The following is a 20,554-nucleotide window of genomic DNA, read 5'->3' as shown; positions in this document are numbered from 1 at the left end:
ACTGATTAGTCAATCGGCCTCGTTGAGGATGAGAAGGCCGGAAGGATAGCAGGCTCACATCCCGTTGAAATGTTGCAGCATGCGGTCCGCGTTCGGTTCCAGTCCTGTGAAGAGATGAAAGGCACCAACGGCTTGGAAGACAGCCATGCCGCCGCCAGACATGGTTCGGCATCCACGCGCCCGGGCCTGCCGCAGCAGTTCCGTCTCCAGCGGAAAATAGACGATGTCGGCTACCCATAGATCGGGCCGCAGCAGATCGATGGAAACGACCATGCCAGGATATTTGGCCATACCGAGTGGAGTGGTATTGATCATGCCATCGGCTTTAGCCAATGCGTCCGCCGGCGAGGAACTGAAGCACGCACGGTCTTGACCGAACCGCTCACACAAGGCAGTGGCGAGTCTCTGCGCGCGAGATTCATCGGTATCGATAACGATGATTCTGTTCGCCCCCAAAGTCAGAAGAGCATGGGCGACAGCGGTGCCAGCTCCGCCTGCACCGAACTGAACCACACAATCGCGGCGCACATCCGATAATTCGCGCCGGAAGCTCTCGGCAAACCCCCACCAATCGGTGTTGTGCCCCACACGTCGACCGTCCTTCAGAACAACAGTATTCACCGCCCCGAGGGCGGCAGCATCGGGTGCTAACTCATCCAGGAGCGGGATCACGGCCTGCTTGCAGGGATGCGTGATATTGAGACCGGCAAAGCCGAAGCGCTGGGCGGCTGTCAAAAGCTCCGGAAGGTCGTTCACGTCGAGCCCAAGCCCCTCAAGGTCGATCAGCTTGTAGACATAACGCAAGCCCTGCTCGGCCCCCTCCCGCTCGTGCAAGGCAGGCGTCCGGGAGGCCTGGATGCCTGCCCCCACCAATCCAACGAGAACGGACGGATAAGCCCATATCCCCGCGGCTGCTTCTGTCCAAGTTCCCGCTTTAGACAGTTGGCCACTCGCCATGACTCACGCCTTTGCCGATTGGCGGATCATGTCGAGGATGGCGCGAACCGCAACCGGGTAGCCATTCGTGCCGAGACCCGCGATCACGGCTGTCGCCACTGGCGAAACGTACGACTTATGATAGATCGGCTCGCGTCGATGAATGTTCGAGATGTGCAGCTCGATGAGGGGACCTGGAAACATCTTCAAGGCATCCATGATCGCCATGGACGTGAATGTGAAGGCGGCCGGATTGATGATAATGCCGCTAGCCTCATCAATCGCCTCATGCACCCAATCGATGATCTCGTATTCCCGGTTTGATTGCCGGAATATGATCGGATGATCGGATGCAGCCTCACGGCAAAGAGCTTCGACCTCGGCCAGTGTCGTGCGGCCATAGATCTCCGGCTCGCGGGCTCCCAGACGGTTGAGATTGGGCCCATTGAGAATGTAGATCGGTTTGCTCATCGGCAGTCTTCTCTCGAATGGAATTGTTTCATCCCTGGTACCCGAACAGACGAGGCAACCAGAGCACGGTCTCGGGCACGAAGGTCATGATCGCGAGAGAAACGATCATGGCGAAGAGGAAAGGCAGAGAATCCCGCACGATGTCGCGCAGGGGCTCCCCTGAGATGTTCGCCATGATGAACAGGAGCAGTCCGTAGGGAGGCGTGATCAGGCCGATCATGATGTTGACGACCACCACGACGCCGAAATGCACGAGGTCGATGCCGAGTGCCTGCGCCGTGGGAATGAAGACCGGAACGACGATCAGCAGGATCGCCGTTCCTTCCAGCACGCAGCCGAGAAGCAGCAGCAGGACATTGACGAAGATCAGGAAGCCGATCGGCGTGAGGTCCCATCCCTCAAGCAGGGCCTTCACGCCTTCCGGAATATTCTCGACGGTGATGACATAGTTGAACACGAGAGCGCCTGCGATCAGCATGCCGATGGAGGCGGTCGTCCTCGTGCTGGCGGCGAGAGCATTGTAGAAGTCGCGCCAGCTCACGCTGCGATAAAGGCCGGCGGAGATGAGAAGCGCGTAGCCCGCTGCGACGGCGGCTGCCTCGGTCGGAGTCATTACGCCGCTATAGATGCCGCCGAGCAGGACGACCGGCATCATCAGAGATGGAAAGGCCTCCCAGGTGATGCGCGGCAGCTTGCGCAGAGGCACAGGCTTTTCGACGGGGAAGTTCTTGCGGCGGGCCGTGATGGCCACGATGATCATCTGACTCAAGGCCATCAGCAGACCCGGAATGACGCCCCCGAGAAAGAGAAAGCCGATGGAGGCGTCGGACACGAGGGCATAGAGCACCATCGGGATCGATGGCGGGATAATCGGGCCGATCACGGAGGAAACCGCCGTGAGAGCTGCCGCATAGCTTCCCGTGTAGCGCCCGTCACGGGTCATCATGGCCTGCATCATGCGCCCCGTGCCGGCAGCATCGGCGATGGCCGAGCCGGACATGCCGGCGAATATGATACTCTGCAGAATATTGACTTGCGCAAGGCCACCGCGGAAGCGGCCCACCAGTGCATTGCAGAAATTCATGAGTCGGTCGGTCATGCTGCCGATGTTCATGAACTCCGCAGCCAGGATGAACAAAGGCACCGAGAGAATGACGTAGTTGGAATACATGCCATTGAGCAGCTGCTCGGCGGCCGTTCCCATGTCCAGCCCCGCCAGGAATAGATACAGGATCGAGCCTGCGATCATCGAATGGCCGATCGGCAGGCCAAGAAAGGCGAGGACCGTGATCGCAACGAGCGAGATGGAGAAGGGACTGGCCAGGTTCATACGCCGGAGCTCGCTTTCGTGGGATCGAATTCATCCGGCGCCACGCCTCGCAGAGCCTGCCAGGCGATCCAGATATAGCGGATGATGGTGGCAACCGCGAAAACGATGTAGATCGAGAACAGCCAGTCGAATCTGATCTTGAGATAACTTGTCCGCTCCACCTTCATGAAGGTGACATAGTCGACGACGGCCGGAAGTGAGATGGTATAAAGCGTGATAACCGCGAATGCGCTGATGAGCGCCATCACACGGCGAGTTCCAGGGCCGACGGCACCGTAAATGATGTCGAAGCGGATTTCCTCACGCTCGCTGACGACGAAGGCAGCACCCCACAGGACGAGCCAGAGCCACAGCACGACGCTGATCTCGTGCGTCCATCCGATGGGAAGACCCAGGACATACCGGAAGGCGATCTGCAGGAGGAAAGCTGCAAACATCGCAGCCAGCATGGCAGCGGCAATGTTCTCCGCGCGGCGTGCCAGCCAGGAGCCGATCGCCTGTAACGATGAGGTCATGAGAGCCGTTCCTTCCTGAGAAGGCACTGAGCGAAATGAAAAAGGCAGCCGCCGGAGCGCGACGCTCCAGCGGCCGCAGGTTCGCCTCACATCGCGTTGATCTTGTCGATCATCCCCGCAGGCCAGCTCTTCGCCAGATCAGAAGCCAGATACTTCTTCTGGGCGAATTCGCGGAACGCCTTCAGATCGGGCGTATAGATGTCGAGCCCCTTTTCCTTGAAGAAGGTCGCGAGCTGCGACTCCTGCTTCAGGTGTTCCTGCGTGCTCCACTCGATCGCCTTGTCGGCAGCGGCCTGGAACGCAGCTTTCTTCTCCGGCGACAGGGTGTCCCAGACCTTGTTGGACACGGCCAGAACGTCGAAGCCGACGAGATGCGACGTGAGCGCGATCTGCGACATGACCTCGTAGAATTTCATGTTCTGAACATTCGGCAGCGGGTTATCCTGGCCGTCGATAGCGCCCGTCTGCAGGCCGGTATAGACCTCCGCATAGGCCATCGGCGTGGGATTCGCGCCAAGTGACTGGCCGAGGAACTGCCAGGCATCGCCGCCGGGCATGCGCAGCTTGATGCCAGCGAGATCCTCGGGCTTGTTGATCTTCTTGTTGGGCTTCAGGCCTACATGCCGGGCACCGAAATAGGTCGGCCCGAGAATATGAATGCCGAGCTTTTCCGAGGCCATTTTCTTCAACTGCTGGCCGACATCGCCGGCAAAGACCTTCTTCAGATGGTCGGCGTCGCGGAAGAGATAGGCTGACGTGACAATCGACCATTCCGGGATCTGGTTCGAGATGTCCTGCGGCGCGATATTGCCCATCTCGAGGTTGCCGCGCTGCATAGCGACAAGCTCAGTCCCCTGCTTGAACAGGGTGCCGCCGTAATAGGGCTGGAGGTTGAAGCCCTGAGCCTTCAGGTCCTCGCCGAGGCGCTTCATCATATTGGCCCGGATGTCCTGCTCCGAGAAGACTGCCGAGAATCTCAAGTTTGCAGGCGCCTGAGCGCTGGCCACTCCGCCCACGCCCCACGCCAGAAGGGCTGCACCCGCAGCCATTAGAAAGCGACGATTGATCCCGAATGCCATGGTTTCCCTCTCCTTCATATTGCCGCGCATTAATCTGCATCTTAGTCGACACTATCCGCTCTGAGAATTTCAGAATCAATAGTGATTTTTAAAAATATCTGATATTTTGGATTTCAGCCGGCATTCCAAATGCCGTGCCGTTGGGGACAGGATGGTCAGGAGTTTATTCGTGATCAGACGTAGGTTAGTGAGGGCCGGATGAGCGTCGAGCTGCTGGCGACGTCCATTGCCGATCGGGCTTATGACCGGATCCGGGCCGATATCGTCTTCGGCCGCCTGTCCCCTGGGGCAAGGCTGCGGCTGGATCGGCTGGCGAGCCAGTATGGGGCGGGTGTCAGCACCTTACGGGAGATCCTGAGCCGCCTCTCGTCGGAAGGATTGGTCATCGCGGAAGGGCAGCGCGGTTTCCGGGTTGCCCCGGTTTCTCCTGCCGGCTTCGAGGATGTCGCGGCGATGCGGCTGCTCCTCGAAACCTATGCGCTGCCATTGTCCTTTGCGGCCGGCGATCTGGAATGGGAAAGCCGGGTCGTCGCCGCCCATCACAAGCTCGCCTTCATGGAACGGCGGATGTTGGCCGGGGATCAAGAGGGAACCGAGACCTGGAAACGCTACGACCGGGAGTTTCACCAGACCCTCATCGAGGCTTGCGGCTCCCAGACGCTACTCGATCTCTATGGTGGCGTCTTCGACCAGTATCTGCGGTATCAGATGGTGGCGGTCGTGTTCCGGGGCGAGGTCGCAGCGAACGAACATCGGGAATTGTTGAACTGCGCCCTCACGCGCAATGCCGACAAAGCATGCGCGGTGCTGACTCAGCATGTGAACGGATGCGTGGCCTATACTCTGGAGAGCGGAGCGTTGAAATGATCGACGATGTGCAGATGGTCCTGCAGCCATCCACAGTCGGGGAAAGTGCCTATCAGAGGATTCGATCCGACATCGTGTTCGGCCGCCTGCTCCCCGGCAAGAAATTGAAGCTCGACCGGTTGAAGGCCGATTATGGCGCCAGCGTCAGCACCCTGCGGGAAACCTTGAATCGCCTCCATTCCGAGCGGCTGGTGGTCGCCGAGGGTCAGAAGGGCTTCGAGGTCGCTCCCGTATCAATCGCGAATCTGAGAGAGCTCGCCGCTTTGCGCCAACTCCTTGAATGTCGGGCGTTGGAGCAATCGTTCCGGGCAGGAGACATGGAATGGGAAGGCCGGGTCGTCGCCGCCCATCACAGACTCGCGCGCATGGAAGAGCGAATGGCCGATGGGGACAGGGCCCATACCGAGGAATGGAAGCGATACGACTGGCAATTTCATCAGGCACTCATCTCGGCCTGCGGCTCGAAGATGCTGATCGACAACCATGCTGCCGTCTTCGACAAATATCTCCGCTATCAGATGATTGCCTTGAGCTACCGCGGCGAGATCGCGGCACGGGAGCACGCTCTTCTTCTGGAATGCGCTCTGGAGCGCGACGCAAAGCGAGCCTGCGAGGTGCTGACGCGCCATGTAGCGGGGGGTGTCGAGCACGCGCTGGCAACCGGCACCATCAGCTGACGATAGAAGGAGCGGCCATGCGCACGCTCCCAAGATCGAGAGAGGAAATGGACGAGGAGCATGCGCAAAGCCATTGCCACCGTTTGCCTGAGCGGCACGCTGACCGAGAAGATCGAGGCCATTGCGGCGGCCCAGTTCAAAGGCGTCGAAATTTTCGAGAACGATCTTCTCTCGTTCAATGGCACACCGGCCGAAGCACGGCGGATGATCGAGGGGCTCGGGCTCGAGACGATCACGTTCCAGCCGTTCCGCGATTTCGAAGGCATGCCGGAGCCGCAGCGTTCCAAAGTGTTCGCCCGCGCCGAACGCAAATTCGATGTCATGGAAGAACTCGGCTGCGATCTCCTGATGGTGTGCAGCAACGTCTCTCCGGATTCGCTTGGTGGGATCGAGCGAGCTGCGGTCGATTTTCATGAACTCGGCGAGCGCGCCGCAAAGCGAGGCATGCGCGTGGCCTTCGAAGCACTCGCCTGGGGACGACACATCCACGATTACCGGGATGCCTGGGAAGTCGTGCGGCGAGCAAACCATCCAGCGGTTGGGCTCGTGCTCGATTCCTTCCATGTGCTTGCGCGCGGAACGGATCTGTCGGCAATCCGCTCCATTCCGTCAGACAAAATCTTCCTCGTGCAGATGGCGGATGCGCCCAAGCTCGACATGGATTACCTGTCGTGGAGTCGGCATTATCGGTGCTTCCCCGGGCAGGGCGACCTGCCCATCGAGGATTTTATGCTCGCGCTGAACGCGACCGGATTCGACGGGCTCCTGTCCCTGGAAATCTTCAACGACCGTTTCCGGGCAGGCTCGGCGCGCAGCGTCGCCGTCGACGGGCACCGGTCTCTGATTGCCATGCTCGACGACCTGCGTCGGCGGACAGAAACACCATCACCTGACCTTCCGGCCTTGCCGCCCAAGGCCATGTGTTCCGGTGTTGAGTTCGTGGAATTCGCTGTCGATGAGCGAAGCGCCGTCGACTTCCAGCGGACCTTGAGCGGGCTCGGATTCGAAAAGGCCGGCATTCACCGCTCCAAGGCCGTGACCCGCTGGCGGCAGGGCGACATCAACATCGTCGTCAATGCTGACAAGGAAGGCTTCGCTCATTCCTTCAACATCACTCATGGAACCGCCGTCTGCGCTCTGGCTCTGCGCGTCGACGATGCGCCGGGAACGGTTGATCGGGCGGTCATGCTGCTGGACCAGCCTTTCCAGCAACCTGTCGGCCCTGGAGAGATGAACATCCCGGCCGTTCGCGGCCTTGGCGGGAGCCTCCTCTATTTCGTCGACCATAAGACCGGCCTGGACCGCCTTTGGGATGTGGACTTTCAGGCAACCGGGGCTGACGACTTCACCGGAGCCGGTTTGAGATCGGTCGACCACGTTTCCCAGTCGATGCATTACGAGGAAATGCTGACATGGCTTTTGTTCTACACGTCTCTCCTCGACGTGCGGAAGACGCCGGTTCAGACGATGATCGACCCGGGCGGTGTGGTTCAAAGCCAGGCCATCGAGACCCATGACGGCTCGTTGCGGCTGATCCTCAATGCATCCCAGAGCCAGCGCACCTTGTCGTCCCGCTTCCTGAACGATCTCTTCGGATCGGGCGTCCAGCATATTGCTCTCACGACAGACGACATCTTCGCGACGGTCGAACGCCTCAGGGCAACCGGCGTCGACCTCCTGCCGATCCCGGAAAACTATTATGATGATCTTGAGGTGAGAACCGACCTCTCCGCAGAAGATGTGGAACGACTGCGCGCGAACAACATTCTCTATGATCGAGAAGGCACCGCCGAGTACTTCCAGATCTACACCAAAACCATGGAAGGCGGGTTCTTCTTCGAGATCGTGGAGCGGCGCAGCTACCAGGGCTATGGCGCAGTGAATGCGCCGATCCGGCTCGCCTCGCAGACTCTTCTCACCTCCATGGCTGCGCCGCCAGAGATATAGCGCTTGAAAAGCGAGGCGCGCCGACCTCAAGTGCCCATGAGCTTGCGGGTCTCCGCAACACTGGCGCTCGCCGCACCGGCGAGAAGGCGAACATCGTTGGGCAGGGTGACGAGGTCGAAGCCCCAGCCTGTCGCCTTGGCTGCATAACTCGGTGAGCCGCAATGGAGCGCGGCGCGGATTCCGGCTTGATGCGCTTTTGCCAGGATCGTCTGAATAGCTTCGAGCATCTCTGGCTCCTCCCGATCAAAGCCGACGGGATAGCGCTTTCCGGTCAATCCGAGCGTCAAATCGGCAGGACCGATATAGACACCGTCCAATCCAGGCGTCGAGACGATCTCCTCCAGATTCCAGAAGGCTTCCGCCGTCTCGATCATCGCAAAGCACAGGATGTTGTCGTCGGCTTCCATCGCATAGTTCGACCCTGCCGAGAAGTTGGCGCGCGTTGGACCGAGGCTGCGGGTGCCGCCCGGCGGATAGCGGACGTAAGAAACGAGTTCCGCCGCCTCCGCACGATTGTTGATCATGGGGCAGATCACGCCGTAGGCACCCGCATCGAGCGCCTTCATAATGGCGGCAGGATCGAGCCACGGAACGCGTACGAGTGGCGTGACCTCGCTGGCACGCATGGCCTGCAGCATGCCTACGGCCGCCTGATAATCAACGACGCCGTGCTGCAGATCGATGGTGATCGAATCATAGCCCTGCTCTGCCAGGATCTCGGCCGTGAAGGCGCTCGCGATCGACAGCCATCCGTTCAGGATAGGCTTGCCGTCCGCCCAGAGCGCTTTGATCTTGTTCGGCTTCATCACGCCTCCTGGCAACCTGACATCGCATGAATCTGATTTTGTATCCCGTGGGGAAGGCCATCGTCAAAGGAGACCGACACGGCAGATCGCATGCCGGTCTCCACTGGCCTCAGCGCCCCTTCGCCTTGCGCCAGGCGGCAAAGTCGGTGGGCGTCTGCGGATCCGTCGGCGGATAGAGGCCCAGGATGGAGCGACCCTTCAGTACCTCCTCCTGCACGAAATCCTCGAACGCGGTCATCTCGACGGCTTCCGCGGCGATCTGATCCGCCAGATGAGCCGGAATGACCACCACGCCCTCGCCATCGCCGACGACGACATCGCCGGGCCACACCGGCACGTCGCCGCAGCCGATGGGAACGTTGATGTCGAGCGCCTGATGATGGGTGAGGTTTGTCGGCGCCGATGGGCGGTTGTGATAGGCGGGGATGCCAAGCTGGGCGATCTCAGGGGAATCCCGGAATCCGCCATCGGTCACGACGCCGGCAACGCCGCGCTTCATCAGGCGGGAGACCAGGATGCCACCGGCCGAAGCCGCGCGGGCATCCTTGCGGCTGTCGATCACCATGACCGCTCCCGGCGGACACTCCTCGACGGCCTTGCGCTGGGGATGGGCGCGATCCTGGAACACGCTGATCGGGTTCAGATCCTCGCGCGCCGGAATGTAGCGAAGGGTGAAAGCTTCGCCCACCATGTTGCCGAGATTGGGATTGAGCGGGCGCACATCCTGGATGAACTGGTTGCGCAAACCGCGCTTGTAGAGCGCCGTGCACAACGTCGCCGTGCTGACGGTCTTGAGCTTCTCGCGGGTTTCCGGTTTCAGCGTGGTCATGATCCTCTCCCAATCTCAATAAATCGCAGGTTCGCCAGTCGGCGCACCGAAGCTTGTTTCCAGGAAGTCGAAGTCGCAGCCCTCGTGAGCCTGCTTGATGTGCCGGGTAAACATCCAGCCATAACCGCGTTCGAAGCGGGGTTCGGGCGGGGTCCAGGCGGCGCGTCGGCGATCGAGTTCCTCATCGGAGACGTCGAGGCTGATTTTGCGCTCCGCCACGTCCACCGAGATCATGTCACCATTCTTCACCAAGGCCAGCGGCCCGCCGATATAGGCCTCCGGCGAGACATGCAGGACGCAGGCGCCATAGCTCGTGCCGCTCATGCGGGCATCCGACAGACGCAGCATGTCGCGCACGCCCTGCTTCACCAGCTTCTTCGGGATCGGCAGCATACCCCATTCCGGCATGCCAGGACCGCCCTGAGGACCAGCGTTGCGCAGGATGAGAATATGGTCGGCGGTCACATCCAGATTTTCGTCGTCGATGGCAGCTTTCATGGATGGGTAATCGTCGAAGACGAGAGCCGGTCCGGTATGCTTCAGATAACGCGGATCACAGGCACTCGGCTTGATGACACAACCATCGGGAGCGAGATTGCCTTTAAGGACCGCGAGCGCGCCCTCGGCATAGATCGGATTGTCGACGTTACGAATGACGTCCTCATTATAGACCTCCGCCTCAGCGATATTCTCGCCCAGGGTCTGGCCACTGACGGTCATGGCATCAAGATGAAGGTGATCCTTGATGCGGGTCATCAGCGCCGGCAGACCACCAGCATAATAGAAGTCCTCCATCAGGTATTTATCGCCGCTCGGCCGCACATTGGCAATGACCGGTACCTTACGGCTCGCCACCTCGAAATCGCCAAGGCCGATCTCCTGCCCTGCCCTTCTCGCCTGAGCGATCAGGTGAATGATGGCGTTGGTCGAGCAGCCCATCGCCATGGCAACGGCAATGCCATTCAGGAAGGCTTCACGGGTCTGGATGCGGCTCGGCGTCAGATCCTCCCACACCATCTCCACAATGCGCCGCCCGCATTCGGCACTCATGCGGACATGATTGGCGTCAGGGGCCGGAATCGAGGACGCACCCGGCAAGGTCATACCGATGGCCTCCGCGATGGCCGTCATGGTCGAGGCCGTTCCCATGGTCATACAGGTGCCATGGCTGCGGGCGATCCCCGCCTCCATGTTGAGCCAGTCAGCATCCGTGATCGTGCCGGCGCGACGCTCGTCCCAGTATTTCCAGGCATCCGATCCGGAGCCCAGGATCTTGCCCTTCCAGTTGCCGCGCAACATCGGCCCCGCGGGCAAGTAGATCGCCGGGAGTCCGGCACTCGTAGCGCCTAGAAGTAGCGCCGGCGTGGTCTTGTCGCAACCGCCCATCAGGACCACGCCGTCGACAGGATGGGAGCGCAGCAACTCCTCGACATCCATGGCCAGCATGTTGCGGTAGAGCATGGTCGTCGGCTTGACATATTGTTCTGCCAACGAAATTCCCGGCAACTCGACCGGAAAGCCTCCGGCTTGCAGGACACCTCGCTTCACGTCGTCAACGCGTAGCTTGAAATGGGCGTGGCACGGGTTGATGTCGGACCAGGTGTTGAGGATGGCAACGACAGGTCGGCCCACCCAATCCCTGGGAGCATAACCCATCTGCATCATACGGGAGCGATGGCCGAAACCCCGCAGATCGTCGGGCGCGAACCACCGCGCACTCCTGAGCGACTCAGGCGTCTTTTTAGCAGTCATGGTGCGGACACTCGTCAAAATGGAGGAAAGTTAGGAAGAGCCGAGCGAAGGCTCAGCTCTGGAGACCCCACTTCCGGATGGTCTTGCGCTCGATGGTCCTGAAGATCAGGTTCTCGACGACAAGACCGATGATGATGACGGTCAGAAGCCCTGCGAAGACGGAGGGAATGTCGAGCAGATTGCGATTCTCGAAGATGAACCAGCCCAGACCGCCCTGCCCCGACGAAACACCGAAGACGAGTTCCGCTGCGATCAACGTACGCCACGCGAAAGCCCATCCGATCTTCAAGCCTGTCAGGATCGACGGGAAGGCGGCGGGCACCAGGATCTTGAAGACGTAGGAGAGGCCTTTCAGGCCATAGTTGCGCCCGACCATGCGCAGGGTCTGCGATACGCCGAGGAATCCCGAATGGGTGTTGAGCGCCACTGCCCAGAGAACCGAATGGATGAGGATGAAAACGAGGCTGCCATTGCCAAGCCCGAACCAGATCAGCGCCAGAGGCAGCAATGCGATGGCCGGCAGGGGATTGAACATGGCCGTCATCGTCTCGAGAAAGTCGGTGCCGATGCGGGTGTTGATGGCGAGGATCGTGAGGACTGCCGCGATCGTGACACCTGACGCATAGCCCATCAGGAGAACCTTGAGCGATGTCCAGGCCCGGAGCGGGAGCGTTCCGTCCTTCACCCGGTCGACGAGCGTGACCAGGGTATCGGTGAGCGTCGGAAAGAGGAGGGGATTATCGAGGTAACGGCCGTAAATCTCCCAGACGATTCCGAGAAAGATGATGATCGCCGTCTTGCGGACGAAGCCGTTGCCCCAGGCCAGTTCCAGGGTGCTAAGCTTGCGCTCGATCTCACCTGTATGCGTCTGCGCCGCACCCGTGTCGGCGCGCATCACGATCTGTACATTGCTCATGAGCGTCATCCCTAATGCGCGACTTCGTCGGCGAACAGAAGTTCGTGGATATGCTTCTCAAGCTGTCCCGCGCTGCCATCCGTGGGCGAGACGCGATCCACGTCGTTCACCTCGGCCTTCACGCGGCCCGGATGAGGCGAGAGAAGCAGAATGCGATTGCCGATCTTGATGGCTTCCGCGATGGAGTGGGTCACGAACATCACGGTGAATTTCGTGTCTTCCCAAAGCTGCAGAAGCTCGTCCTGGCAGGTTCTCCGGGTGAGTGCGTCAAGCGCCGCGAAGGGCTCATCCATGAGCAGAATGTCCGGCTCCATCGCCATGCCGCGGGCAATCGCGACGCGCTGCTTCATGCCCCCGGACAGGGTATGTGGAGAGGAATGGATGGCGCGGGTGAGGTTGACCTTCTCGATATAGGCGCACGCCCGGTCCTCGGCCTCCTTGCGCGGCAGCTTGCGCGCCACGAGCAGAGGAAACATCACGTTTTCCAGAACCGTCTTCCAAGGTAATAGTTGATCGAATTCCTGAAAGACCATCATCCGATCCGCACCGGGCTCGGTGACGTCGCGGCCCTTGATACGGATCCTGCCTTCGCTTGGACTCAGATACCCTCCGACGGCCTTGAGCAGCGTGGACTTGCCGCATCCGGATGGACCAAGCAGAACGAAGCGGTCCGATTGATTGACTTGAAAGCTGACCCTGTCGGTCGCCGTCACGAGAACGCTAGGCGTTTTGTAGCGCAGCGTCACGCCACTGACATCAAGAAGAGCGGACATGAATGAATACCTGAAATGAAAGGCGGATGATGCGCCCTGCCCTTTCGCAGGGCGCGTCCGTTGTCTCAGCTGCCCTTGAGATCGTGCGCGATCGGCAGGTAGAAGTCCGTCCAGGATTTCGGCATCGTCTTGAGCGTGCCGATCTTGTAGAGATGCTCGGCAAACTTCATCGTGCCCTGAGGCTCAAGGTTCCATTCCATCATGCCCGGCTGCTTCAGCCACTCCAGCAGATCCCCGGGGCTGGTCTTGTCGCCGGTGATTTCCTTGTAAATGTCGACCGCCGCCTTGGTGTCGTTGCGGATGAAATCCTGCGCTTCCTTGGATGCAGCGCGAACGGCCTCGATCACCTTCGGATTGGCCTCGGCGAATTTCGTCGTCGTGAAGAACTGGCCCTGCGTAAGCGGCCCGCCAATGATATCGGGTGATTGCAGGATGATGCGTGCATTAGGCACGGTCTTCATCTCGATGTACTGGAAGGGCGGCGCCGCGAAGTGGTTCTTCACCTCGTGCTGCGGATTGGTCATGGCGACGACGGCATCGGGATGGCCGAGCTGAACCGTGTTCGCATCGAGCTTCGCCCATTGATCGGCGCCGAACTCCTTGGCGCTGGCCATCTGGAGAAGGATCGCCTGAGTCGAAACCTTCACGGTCGGCACGGCAATCTTGTCGCCTGGCCCGAAGTCCTTCAGGGATTTGATCTTGGGATCGTGCGTAACGAAAGCCAGCGGCAGTGCCGAGGATGCCACGATGCCCTTCACCCCGCCCTTGGTGCGGTCCCAGAGCAGGAGCAGATTGCCGACGCCGGTATTGACCATGTCGACGCCGCCGGAGAGGAGCGCATCCGTCTGTGCGCCGCCACCGCTGAAGGTGATCCACTTGGTCTTGAGCTCGGGCAAACCAAGCCTCGCAGCATGCTTCTCGATGAGTTGCTGCTTTTCGATGATGTGGGTCGGCAAATAGATGATGCCGGGTTGGCGCGTGATGGAAACTTCGCTTTTCTGCTGCGCCGAGGCGGTGTTTGCGAGAGCAAGTAACCCAACGGCAGCCGCCACACCGGCGCATAGGCGCCTCATCTGCTTTTTCATGGTGCTTCCTCGAGATGGGCTCCTCTTGTCGGGAGCCTTGATGGCCAAGATCGGCTAATCTGTCCGATGTCTCATACACTAATGCATTAGTGCATCCGAGACAAGTGTGGTATAGAAGGAGTCGACAAAAGTTCAGGTTCTTCCGAATGGCGCCTCTTCGCACAGTCCTCAGCCAGCCGATCCCAACCGCACCCTCCGATCGCCTCGAGCGGGGCCGCCAAGCTGCGCCCCAGGTCTTCGAGCGTCTGAGGGAGATGATCATTTCCCTCACCTTGGCTCCTGGGACCGTGCTGAACCGACTGACCCTCCAGAAGGAATTTGGTCTCAGCTCGACTCCGATCCGTGATGCCCTCTTAAGGCTCCAGGAGGACGGTCTTGTCGATATTTTCCCGCAGCATGCGACCGTGGTCAGCCCCATCGACCTCACGCTTGCGCATCAGGCGCACTTCCTGCGGCGCTCGCTGGAACTTGAGATCGTGCGGGGCTTGGCGCTCGTTCCGGATCCTCGGTTGATTGCCAGGCTTCAGGGCTTTCTTGCGCAACAGCAGGCCCTTATGGAGGCGGAAGACTTTGAAGCCTTTTCCGCAGCCGACCAAGCCTTTCACCAGCATCTCTACGAAGCGGCCAGAATGAATGACCTATGGGTTCTCGTGCGCAGCCGCAGCGGGCATATCGATCGCCTGCGCCGCCTCCATCTTCCGACTCCGGGCAAGGCGCAGGACATCGTGCAGCATCACAGGTTGATCGTGCAGGCGATTGCAGATGGGCAGCCGGAAGAAGCCCAAAGGCACTTGCGCCATCACCTCTCCGGCACTTTGTCTCATGTGGATGAGATCAGAGCGAAGTATCCCGGTTATGTGAGGGTCTAAAGTTGTCTTCCTGGCTTGCCGCATTTTTTGACGGCAAACCCGATCCACTTCGCCGAGAGTGCGCTAGAGTCTAGCGAGGCGCTGAAGATGCGCCTTTACAAAGGTTTCGGGTCTATCGAGATATATCTTCTAGCCCAAAGCGCGGCCTGAGTGCGATTGCAGGCGCCGATCTTCTTCAAAATGGCCTTGACGTGGACCTTCACAGTGGCCTCGGACAGATTTAGCTTGCGTGCAATGACCTTGTTGGGTGCGCCCTCCGTCAAGCAAGTCAAAATTTCCGCCTCTCTGCAGGACAATTTCCGACTTTGATGGCCGTTGGCGTTCTCTACCATCGAGTCCCCAGCAGATTCACGATGGGTGTTATGTGCGTCTATTCCTGCAATCGGGAGAACAATCGTTGCTGGAAGAACGGGTTCTCCTAGCATCACCAGTTCAAGTGACTTAACAAGCACATCCTGGTTATGGGTCGAGAGACAGAACCCGTGAACTCCTGCGCCCCAGGCTGCGGACACGGTGCCGGGATCAAAGGCATCCGCCAGTATGACAAACCGTGCCGCAGGAGCATGAGCTTTCAATCGTCGAACCAGATCGATGGCTCCGCTGGTGAAGCTGCTTGCATCAATGATGAAAAGCGCAGAGAACTCGTTCTCGATAGCGGGCAGGCTCGAGAACCCGTCGACGATGTCGTGCCACACGACAAAATCTGTGTCGGGAAGGATGCTTTCCAGTCCAATTCGAAGCAACGGATTGGTGCAGACGGGAAAAACGATTGCCAGGGTAATGGCCTTATCGTCAAACGCCAAATGTGTCCCGTTCGCGCTTTGCAGTGACATGATTTCGTCGCCTTTTCTTCGAGCGGAAATGTTTTTCTTCTTTACCTAGGCTCTGGACATTCATTGTATGACGTAGACGATTTTTCGGGATGTCGCATCGACGATCACACGATGACCGTCGACGACCGCATAACGATAGGTTTCATGCTTCGGGATAGGGTATAGTTCGATCGTCTCGGACAGGCTTTCTCCGGGAGATATCCCCCGGTCGAGAGCTGCGACCGGGAAATTCTCCTGTCCCGCATTCAGGCGCGCGGAAAGATCCGCCGCAATGTTACGAACGGTATCAGGAATAGGGTGCGATTGAATTGACGATGTCGCAGTGGTCGGATCTGGTGCGTTCGGCACTGTTGTGGGTGCCGCAACGGTGCCCACAGAGAATACGGCGAAGGCCAGATGATACGCGGCTCTCATACCCATCCTCTATCACTCGCCAAGTTGGACAGAGAACGGCGCGACTCGCGGGTTTATTCCACCTTTTTAGAAAAATTCTCAAAACTGGCAGGCAAGTCCGTTACGAGGCCTTAGACCGACAGCTTAACGGTGAGCCTCAGCGAGAGCCCTGGCTTCCGCCTCATCGACAAGAGGCCGGTCGGCGCCGATGCTTTCCAGGTAGGTTGCCATTGGCTCCCCTCCTCCGCTGGGAGTGAATTCAGCATCGTTGATGGCTTTTGCCAGGGCGATGGTCGCGTTCCATTCACCGTTGCGGCAAGCAACGGCTTCTGCTGCCGCAGTGGACGATTGAAGCCGGAATTCACGACACAGAGAGCCGTTTGCAAGACGATAGGTCGAAATCACCCGCAAGCGGCCAAACGGCAGTTCCACGTCCTTCCCTGACGCAATCCTACTTAATTCACGATGAACCAGCGGACTCTCTAGCTGCCCCATCAAACCGTCCATCCCTGGTCTGCCTTGCCAACCAGCGAAGTAGCCCAAAGCAAGCGCCACGGCAGCAATGGACGCCGCCAGAGCCATCGGCATGAACGAACCCTTTCGCGCAAGCCGCTCGTGCCGCGGCGCCTTGAGAGCGGGCTCTGCATCCAGCCTATTGGCATCCTCATAGGCCTCAACCTGAGCCGATACAGCCGCCCGCAATTCGGGCGGCACATCAGGCATCAAGGCGACAGAGAGTGCAGAACGGGTCAACCGGCGGCTCTGCTGAAAATCCATGATCCGCTTGGCCACAATGGGATCCTCTGCCATCGCTTTGGCAACGGCAGCGGCCGTAGGCTCTTCGAGTTCGCCGTCGGCAAAGGCCATCAGGATCTCATCACTGAGATACAACCGGGACATTACTATTGCTCCGCTTTTGCTTTTCTTCAGTCCCTAGGCGGCGGCTGTCATCTCCATCAGCCGCTTGCGTGCGCGCGCAAGGCGACTCATGACAGTCCCGATGGGGACACCCAAGACCTCAGCCGCCTCCCGATAGCTGAGATCCTCGGCGCATACGAGGACGAGGACCTCCCGTTGCTCCTGAGGCAGATCATCGACGGCTCGTTGGACCTCAGACAGAACCAGCCTGTTCAGGATTGGCCCCTCCCCTGGATCTCCAACAAGCTGTGTTTGCAGTGTCACGTCTTCCATTATGCCTTCAGTTCTCATCCGTCGCAGGTGATCGATCCAGTAATTGCGGAGAATACGGAACATCCATGCATCGAACTTTGTCCCCGGCGTCCAGCTATCCGAATTAGCAAGCGCACGCTCGCAAGCCCCCTGGACGAGATCGTCCGCAAGCGGCTGTGAGCGACAAAGCACCAGCGCAAAGCGCCTCAGCCGCGGCAGGAGCGCCACCAATTCCTGTCCTATGGCTGCCGGCATTCCTCCTCCGCATAGTCTCTTCGCATCATAACGAAGAACCTAGCCGCTTTATTCCAATCTCAAGTGGGAGAACTTTCGAATGACGAACGATGCGGGCGGGGCCGGCATGAATTGTCGTCGGGAATCCGCCCGCTCTGCCAATGCAAAAAAGGGCGGCCCATTCGGCCGCCCTTAGCTGAATTCAAGAAGTGGCGGGCTCTAGCGGATCACCTGCACGATCTTGCGGCTGCTCGGCTCCACCAGTACCGGCGTATTGTTCACAACCGTGTACCGGTAGCCTTTCACCTTGTACTCGGCCGGAACCTCGTGATAGGTCACGCCACTTTCCGGAAGAACCGCGCCGACGCGGACCTCTTCCCTATAGGTATAGGAAGGCACGCGCTGCGTCGTCACATACTGACGGAACTGCGGCTGCTGCTGATCGGCGATACCGCCCACGATGGCTCCCGTGACACCACCCACAGCCGCTCCGACCGGACCGCCGACGATCGCACCGCCAACCGCGCCCGTGGCGGCCCCAGCGGCAGCACCGCCCGACTGCGCGAAGGCAGCAGCAGGCGCAAGAGCGGCGAGAGCAGCGGCTGCAAGAAGGAACTTCTTCGACATGATCATACTCCTGAATGAACATTCGGGCTTTGCACCCGGCAACCGACAACGCGTCATTCCTAAAGTAGTTTCAAAGCAATTCTCGGCCCATGCGGCCAAACTCAAGTTACTGACAAGCATGAACAGAGGCTGAGCACCATCTACTATGATTATACACTTCGCCGTTATTCATCTTCTGTTCATCTGAGCCTTCCATCCAGCATCGCTTTCGGATCAGCGCCGACAGAAACTCTGAACGGAGCGTCGCCGTTCGCCAAGCCCATTCTGCTATCCAACAAGTCTCCGGCCATCCCTTGAAACAAACCCTGTGCCTTAGCCGTTATTGTCGTTTGGATGCGCTTCCCGAAATCGATTGCAGAATGTCTCGCTGGATGTCCGACTGCAAAGGTGAACCGTTTCGATGAAACCACGTCAGCGCACTCTTCTGATTGCGGTATCGTGCCTTGCCCTTGCGTGCCCGGTGAAGGTTCAGATCGATATCGCCGAGAGCGGTGGCTTAGCCTTGGAGAACGCACTCGCGACAGCTAAGGAAGGCAATAATTCCGGCGGAAAAGGCGGAGGCAACGGAAACGGTCATTCAGGTAGCACTGGTAACGCCGGGAACAATGGAAATTCCGATAATAGTGGGAACGCTGGGAGCAAAGGGAGCACAGGTGGCAGCGGCGCCTCAAGAAATAGTGGAGCTGCAAGTGCTACCGCGAGCAATGGGAACGGCAAGGGAAACAGCAACGGAAGTGAAGGGGGGAGCGAAAGTAGTCGAGGCAACGGCAACGCGAACGCAGGGCAGAGCAATTCCGGCAACCGCGGAAGCGCCTCAAATCAGGGAGGCACTTCGAAATCCGGAAAGTCATCAAGTGAGGGAAGTTCCTCCGGCCGAGGCAATGCATCTGGACAGGAGAAGCCCTCAGATAAGGGAAAGACACCGAGGCGGAATGCTGGCGCTCCGGTCGGAATTGATGGTTCCACGTCGACCATAACCAGGGGATTGTCGGCCCTTTTCGGAGCTATCTCTGACAGCCTTCGCCCTCGCACGGTGGCACCGGTAAGATCCGTTGAGAAAGCCAGAACTCGCAAGAGCGCCGCGAAAGCAAAATCGACATCAAGCAGTGCCGGATCGAAGAAAGCTGAATCCTCGCGCGTGGACAAAGTAGGCAAAGCGCAAGCGGCGGTCGGCAAGGGGAACGCAAGACAGGCGAGCGCGACGGAGCTCCATGCAGGCAAGGCATTGCCTTCCCGGCCTGCCATGCCTGCAGCAGCGGCTGATCGCCCTCTCCCTAAACCCGCTCGTGCCATGCGTTCGATCGTAGCGCTTGGCGTGACATCGGCTGACCTGGCTCGGCTGCGCGCACAAGGATTCCGCGCTGAGACGCGGACGAAAGGAACCCTTGCGAGCGTTGTCAGGCTCGTTCCACCACGTGGAATGTCTCTTGGCGAGGCGCAGCGCCGGGTGCGTATGGTCGACGCAGATACGGCGGCCGATTTCGATCATTACTATTACACGGATGAAGGTTCCGGCTGCACGGGACCGAGCTGTGAGGCTATTTCACTTGTGGGCTGGAGCGGATCCGCCTCCGAACAATGCGGCCCCCTCCCGACCATCGGCCTCATCGATACAGGCATCAACCGCGATCATGAATCTCTAAAGGGACAATCGATCGAAGTCCTGTCGGGACTCGAGCTCCACGGCAACCCGTCTCAGCCCGATCATGGGACGGCCATGGCCGCCATCCTTGTCGGACGGAGCGAGAGCAGCACGCCCGGGCTTCTCCCTGGCGCACGTCTTCTCGCCGTGGATGCGTTCTATCGCAATGGTGGAACGGCGGACCGAACGGACGTGATTACCCTCGTCCGGGCCTTGGAGGTTCTGGCAGAGCGCAATGTACGTGTCGTCAACATGAGCCTGTCCGGTTCGCCCAATGAAGTCCTGAAGCGGGCGATTGCCTCCGCTCAAGCGAAAGGCATGATCATCGTGGCGGCGGCAGGCAATAACGGTGCGGGTGCAGAACCATCTTATCCTGCTGCCTATCCGGGCGTGATCGCCGTCACAGCCGTTGACAAGAATCTCACCATCTACTCCCGGGCAACCCAAGGAGAATATATCGACATGGCCGCGCCCGGAGTGGATCTGTGGGTTGCCTCTGCTGGGGGTGGCGGGACCATCAAGAGCGGGACATCCTATGCTGTGCCGTTCATATCGGCCGCGGCAGCGATCCTCACTGCATCCAGCAGCACAGTGAATGCAACAGACCTTCAGGCGGCGCTTGAGAGCAGCACTCTCGATCTTGGCGCGCCAGGGCGCGACAAAACTTATGGTTACGGGCTGCTGCAAGCAGCCCATCTGTGTTCGCCTCGCCAGGGCGAGACACCTGTTGCACACTCGGCGGCTGAGAAAAGCTCTGAACTTCCCTGATCGGCTTTTACGGTCAATCGCATCCTTCATTCAAG

Annotated in this window: 21 protein-coding genes; 5 read left to right on the top strand and 16 right to left on the bottom strand. The window is 59.4% G+C overall.

Annotated features, from left to right (window positions below):
• Window positions 1–54: 54 nt before the first annotated feature.
• From JO965_RS04315 to dctP, 5 genes are all read right to left on the bottom strand, one after another.
• Window positions 55–957, bottom strand: a complete 903-nt coding sequence (locus tag JO965_RS04315) for a shikimate dehydrogenase (RefSeq protein WP_203442482.1) — start codon at window positions 955–957, stop codon at window positions 55–57.
• A gap of 3 nt (window positions 958–960) precedes the next feature.
• Complete coding sequence (gene aroQ, locus JO965_RS04310) at window positions 961–1,407, bottom strand: type II 3-dehydroquinate dehydratase (RefSeq protein WP_203442481.1); 447 nt, start codon at window positions 1,405–1,407, stop codon at window positions 961–963.
• A gap of 28 nt (window positions 1,408–1,435) precedes the next feature.
• A complete protein-coding gene (locus JO965_RS04305) occupies window positions 1,436–2,737 on the bottom strand; it encodes a TRAP transporter large permease (protein ID WP_203442480.1) in 1,302 nt (433 codons plus the stop codon).
• Window positions 2,734–3,252 carry a TRAP transporter small permease gene (locus JO965_RS04300; RefSeq protein WP_203442479.1) on the bottom strand — a complete coding sequence of 173 codons (519 nt, stop codon included), beginning with the start codon at window positions 3,250–3,252 and terminating at the stop codon, window positions 2,734–2,736. The genes JO965_RS04305 and JO965_RS04300 overlap by 4 nt, the downstream gene beginning before the upstream one ends.
• An 86-nt stretch (window positions 3,253–3,338) precedes the next feature.
• Window positions 3,339–4,331: a TRAP transporter substrate-binding protein DctP gene (dctP, locus tag JO965_RS04295; RefSeq protein ID WP_203442478.1), complete on the bottom strand. Its 993-nt coding sequence runs from the start codon at window positions 4,329–4,331 to the stop codon at window positions 3,339–3,341.
• Window positions 4,332–4,529: 198 nt separating this feature from the next.
• On the opposite strand from dctP, the gene JO965_RS04290 reads away from it, so the two are divergent.
• Genes JO965_RS04290 through JO965_RS04280 form a run of 3 tightly spaced genes read left to right on the top strand, consistent with a single transcriptional unit; the run spans window position 4,530 to window position 7,822 of the window.
• Window positions 4,530–5,198 carry a GntR family transcriptional regulator gene (locus JO965_RS04290; RefSeq protein ID WP_203442477.1) on the top strand — a complete coding sequence of 223 codons (669 nt, stop codon included), beginning with the start codon at window positions 4,530–4,532 and terminating at the stop codon, window positions 5,196–5,198.
• Window positions 5,195–5,875, top strand: coding sequence for a GntR family transcriptional regulator (locus tag JO965_RS04285; RefSeq protein WP_246776741.1), 681 nt, complete (start codon window positions 5,195–5,197; stop codon window positions 5,873–5,875). The genes JO965_RS04290 and JO965_RS04285 overlap by 4 nt, the downstream gene beginning before the upstream one ends.
• Before the next feature lie 60 nt (window positions 5,876–5,935).
• Window positions 5,936–7,822 (top strand): bifunctional sugar phosphate isomerase/epimerase/4-hydroxyphenylpyruvate dioxygenase family protein, encoded by a 1,887-nt coding sequence (locus tag JO965_RS04280; RefSeq protein WP_203442476.1) that lies wholly within the window; start codon window positions 5,936–5,938, stop codon window positions 7,820–7,822.
• 26 nt (window positions 7,823–7,848) lie between these two features.
• Here the strand turns inward: JO965_RS04280 and JO965_RS04275 are convergent, their stop codons facing one another.
• The 6 genes from JO965_RS04275 to JO965_RS04250 all read right to left on the bottom strand — a co-directional run bounded on the left by JO965_RS04275 (window position 7,849) and on the right by JO965_RS04250 (window position 13,971).
• Window positions 7,849–8,628 (bottom strand): HpcH/HpaI aldolase/citrate lyase family protein, encoded by a 780-nt coding sequence (locus JO965_RS04275; RefSeq protein ID WP_203442475.1) that lies wholly within the window; start codon window positions 8,626–8,628, stop codon window positions 7,849–7,851.
• A gap of 109 nt (window positions 8,629–8,737) precedes the next feature.
• Window positions 8,738–9,457: a ribonuclease activity regulator RraA gene (locus JO965_RS04270; protein WP_203442474.1), complete on the bottom strand. Its 720-nt coding sequence runs from the start codon at window positions 9,455–9,457 to the stop codon at window positions 8,738–8,740.
• A 15-nt stretch (window positions 9,458–9,472) separates the two neighbouring features.
• Window positions 9,473–11,209 (bottom strand): L-arabinonate dehydratase, encoded by a 1,737-nt coding sequence (gene araD, locus JO965_RS04265; protein WP_203442473.1) that lies wholly within the window; start codon window positions 11,207–11,209, stop codon window positions 9,473–9,475.
• A 52-nt stretch (window positions 11,210–11,261) separates the two neighbouring features.
• Window positions 11,262–12,104: an ABC transporter permease gene (locus JO965_RS04260; protein WP_371826861.1), complete on the bottom strand. Its 843-nt coding sequence runs from the start codon at window positions 12,102–12,104 to the stop codon at window positions 11,262–11,264.
• A 32-nt stretch (window positions 12,105–12,136) separates the two neighbouring features.
• Window positions 12,137–12,898: an ABC transporter ATP-binding protein gene (locus JO965_RS04255; protein ID WP_203442471.1), complete on the bottom strand. Its 762-nt coding sequence runs from the start codon at window positions 12,896–12,898 to the stop codon at window positions 12,137–12,139.
• Window positions 12,899–12,963: 65 nt separating this feature from the next.
• Complete coding sequence (locus JO965_RS04250) at window positions 12,964–13,971, bottom strand: ABC transporter substrate-binding protein (protein ID WP_203444054.1); 1,008 nt, start codon at window positions 13,969–13,971, stop codon at window positions 12,964–12,966.
• 158 nt (window positions 13,972–14,129) lie between these two features.
• Here JO965_RS04250 and JO965_RS04245 point away from each other — a divergent pair, with 158 nt between their 5' ends.
• Window positions 14,130–14,852, top strand: coding sequence for a GntR family transcriptional regulator (locus tag JO965_RS04245; protein WP_203442470.1), 723 nt, complete (start codon window positions 14,130–14,132; stop codon window positions 14,850–14,852).
• Window positions 14,853–14,947: 95 nt separating this feature from the next.
• Here JO965_RS04245 and JO965_RS04240 read toward each other — a convergent pair whose 3' ends face one another.
• The 5 genes from JO965_RS04240 to JO965_RS04220 form a co-directional block, all read right to left on the bottom strand.
• Window positions 14,948–15,685, bottom strand: coding sequence for a response regulator transcription factor (locus JO965_RS04240; RefSeq protein ID WP_203442469.1), 738 nt, complete (start codon window positions 15,683–15,685; stop codon window positions 14,948–14,950).
• A 60-nt stretch (window positions 15,686–15,745) separates the two neighbouring features.
• Complete coding sequence (locus tag JO965_RS04235; protein ID WP_203442468.1) at window positions 15,746–16,099, bottom strand: DUF1236 domain-containing protein; 354 nt, start codon at window positions 16,097–16,099, stop codon at window positions 15,746–15,748.
• A gap of 123 nt (window positions 16,100–16,222) precedes the next feature.
• On the bottom strand, window positions 16,223–16,978 hold the full coding sequence (locus tag JO965_RS04230) for a hypothetical protein (RefSeq protein ID WP_203442467.1): 756 nt from the start codon (window positions 16,976–16,978) through the stop codon (window positions 16,223–16,225).
• Window positions 16,979–17,011: 33 nt separating this feature from the next.
• Window positions 17,012–17,503, bottom strand: a complete 492-nt coding sequence (locus JO965_RS04225; protein ID WP_203442466.1) for an RNA polymerase sigma factor — start codon at window positions 17,501–17,503, stop codon at window positions 17,012–17,014.
• A gap of 198 nt (window positions 17,504–17,701) precedes the next feature.
• Entirely contained in the window at window positions 17,702–18,109 is a 408-nt protein-coding gene (locus JO965_RS04220) for a DUF1236 domain-containing protein (protein WP_203442465.1), read from the bottom strand.
• Between the two features lie 1,291 nt (window positions 18,110–19,400).
• On the opposite strand from JO965_RS04220, the gene JO965_RS04215 reads away from it, so the two are divergent.
• Window positions 19,401–20,519: a S8 family serine peptidase gene (locus JO965_RS04215; protein ID WP_203442464.1), complete on the top strand. Its 1,119-nt coding sequence runs from the start codon at window positions 19,401–19,403 to the stop codon at window positions 20,517–20,519.
• The last annotated feature ends 35 nt before the right edge of the window (window positions 20,520–20,554 follow it).

Source organism: Microvirga sp. VF16, from assembly GCF_016864375.1.
Taxonomy (GTDB): domain Bacteria; phylum Pseudomonadota; class Alphaproteobacteria; order Rhizobiales; family Beijerinckiaceae; genus Microvirga.
Note: the sequence above shows the minus strand (reverse complement) of the source record. Positions and strands in the feature narration are given on the sequence as shown.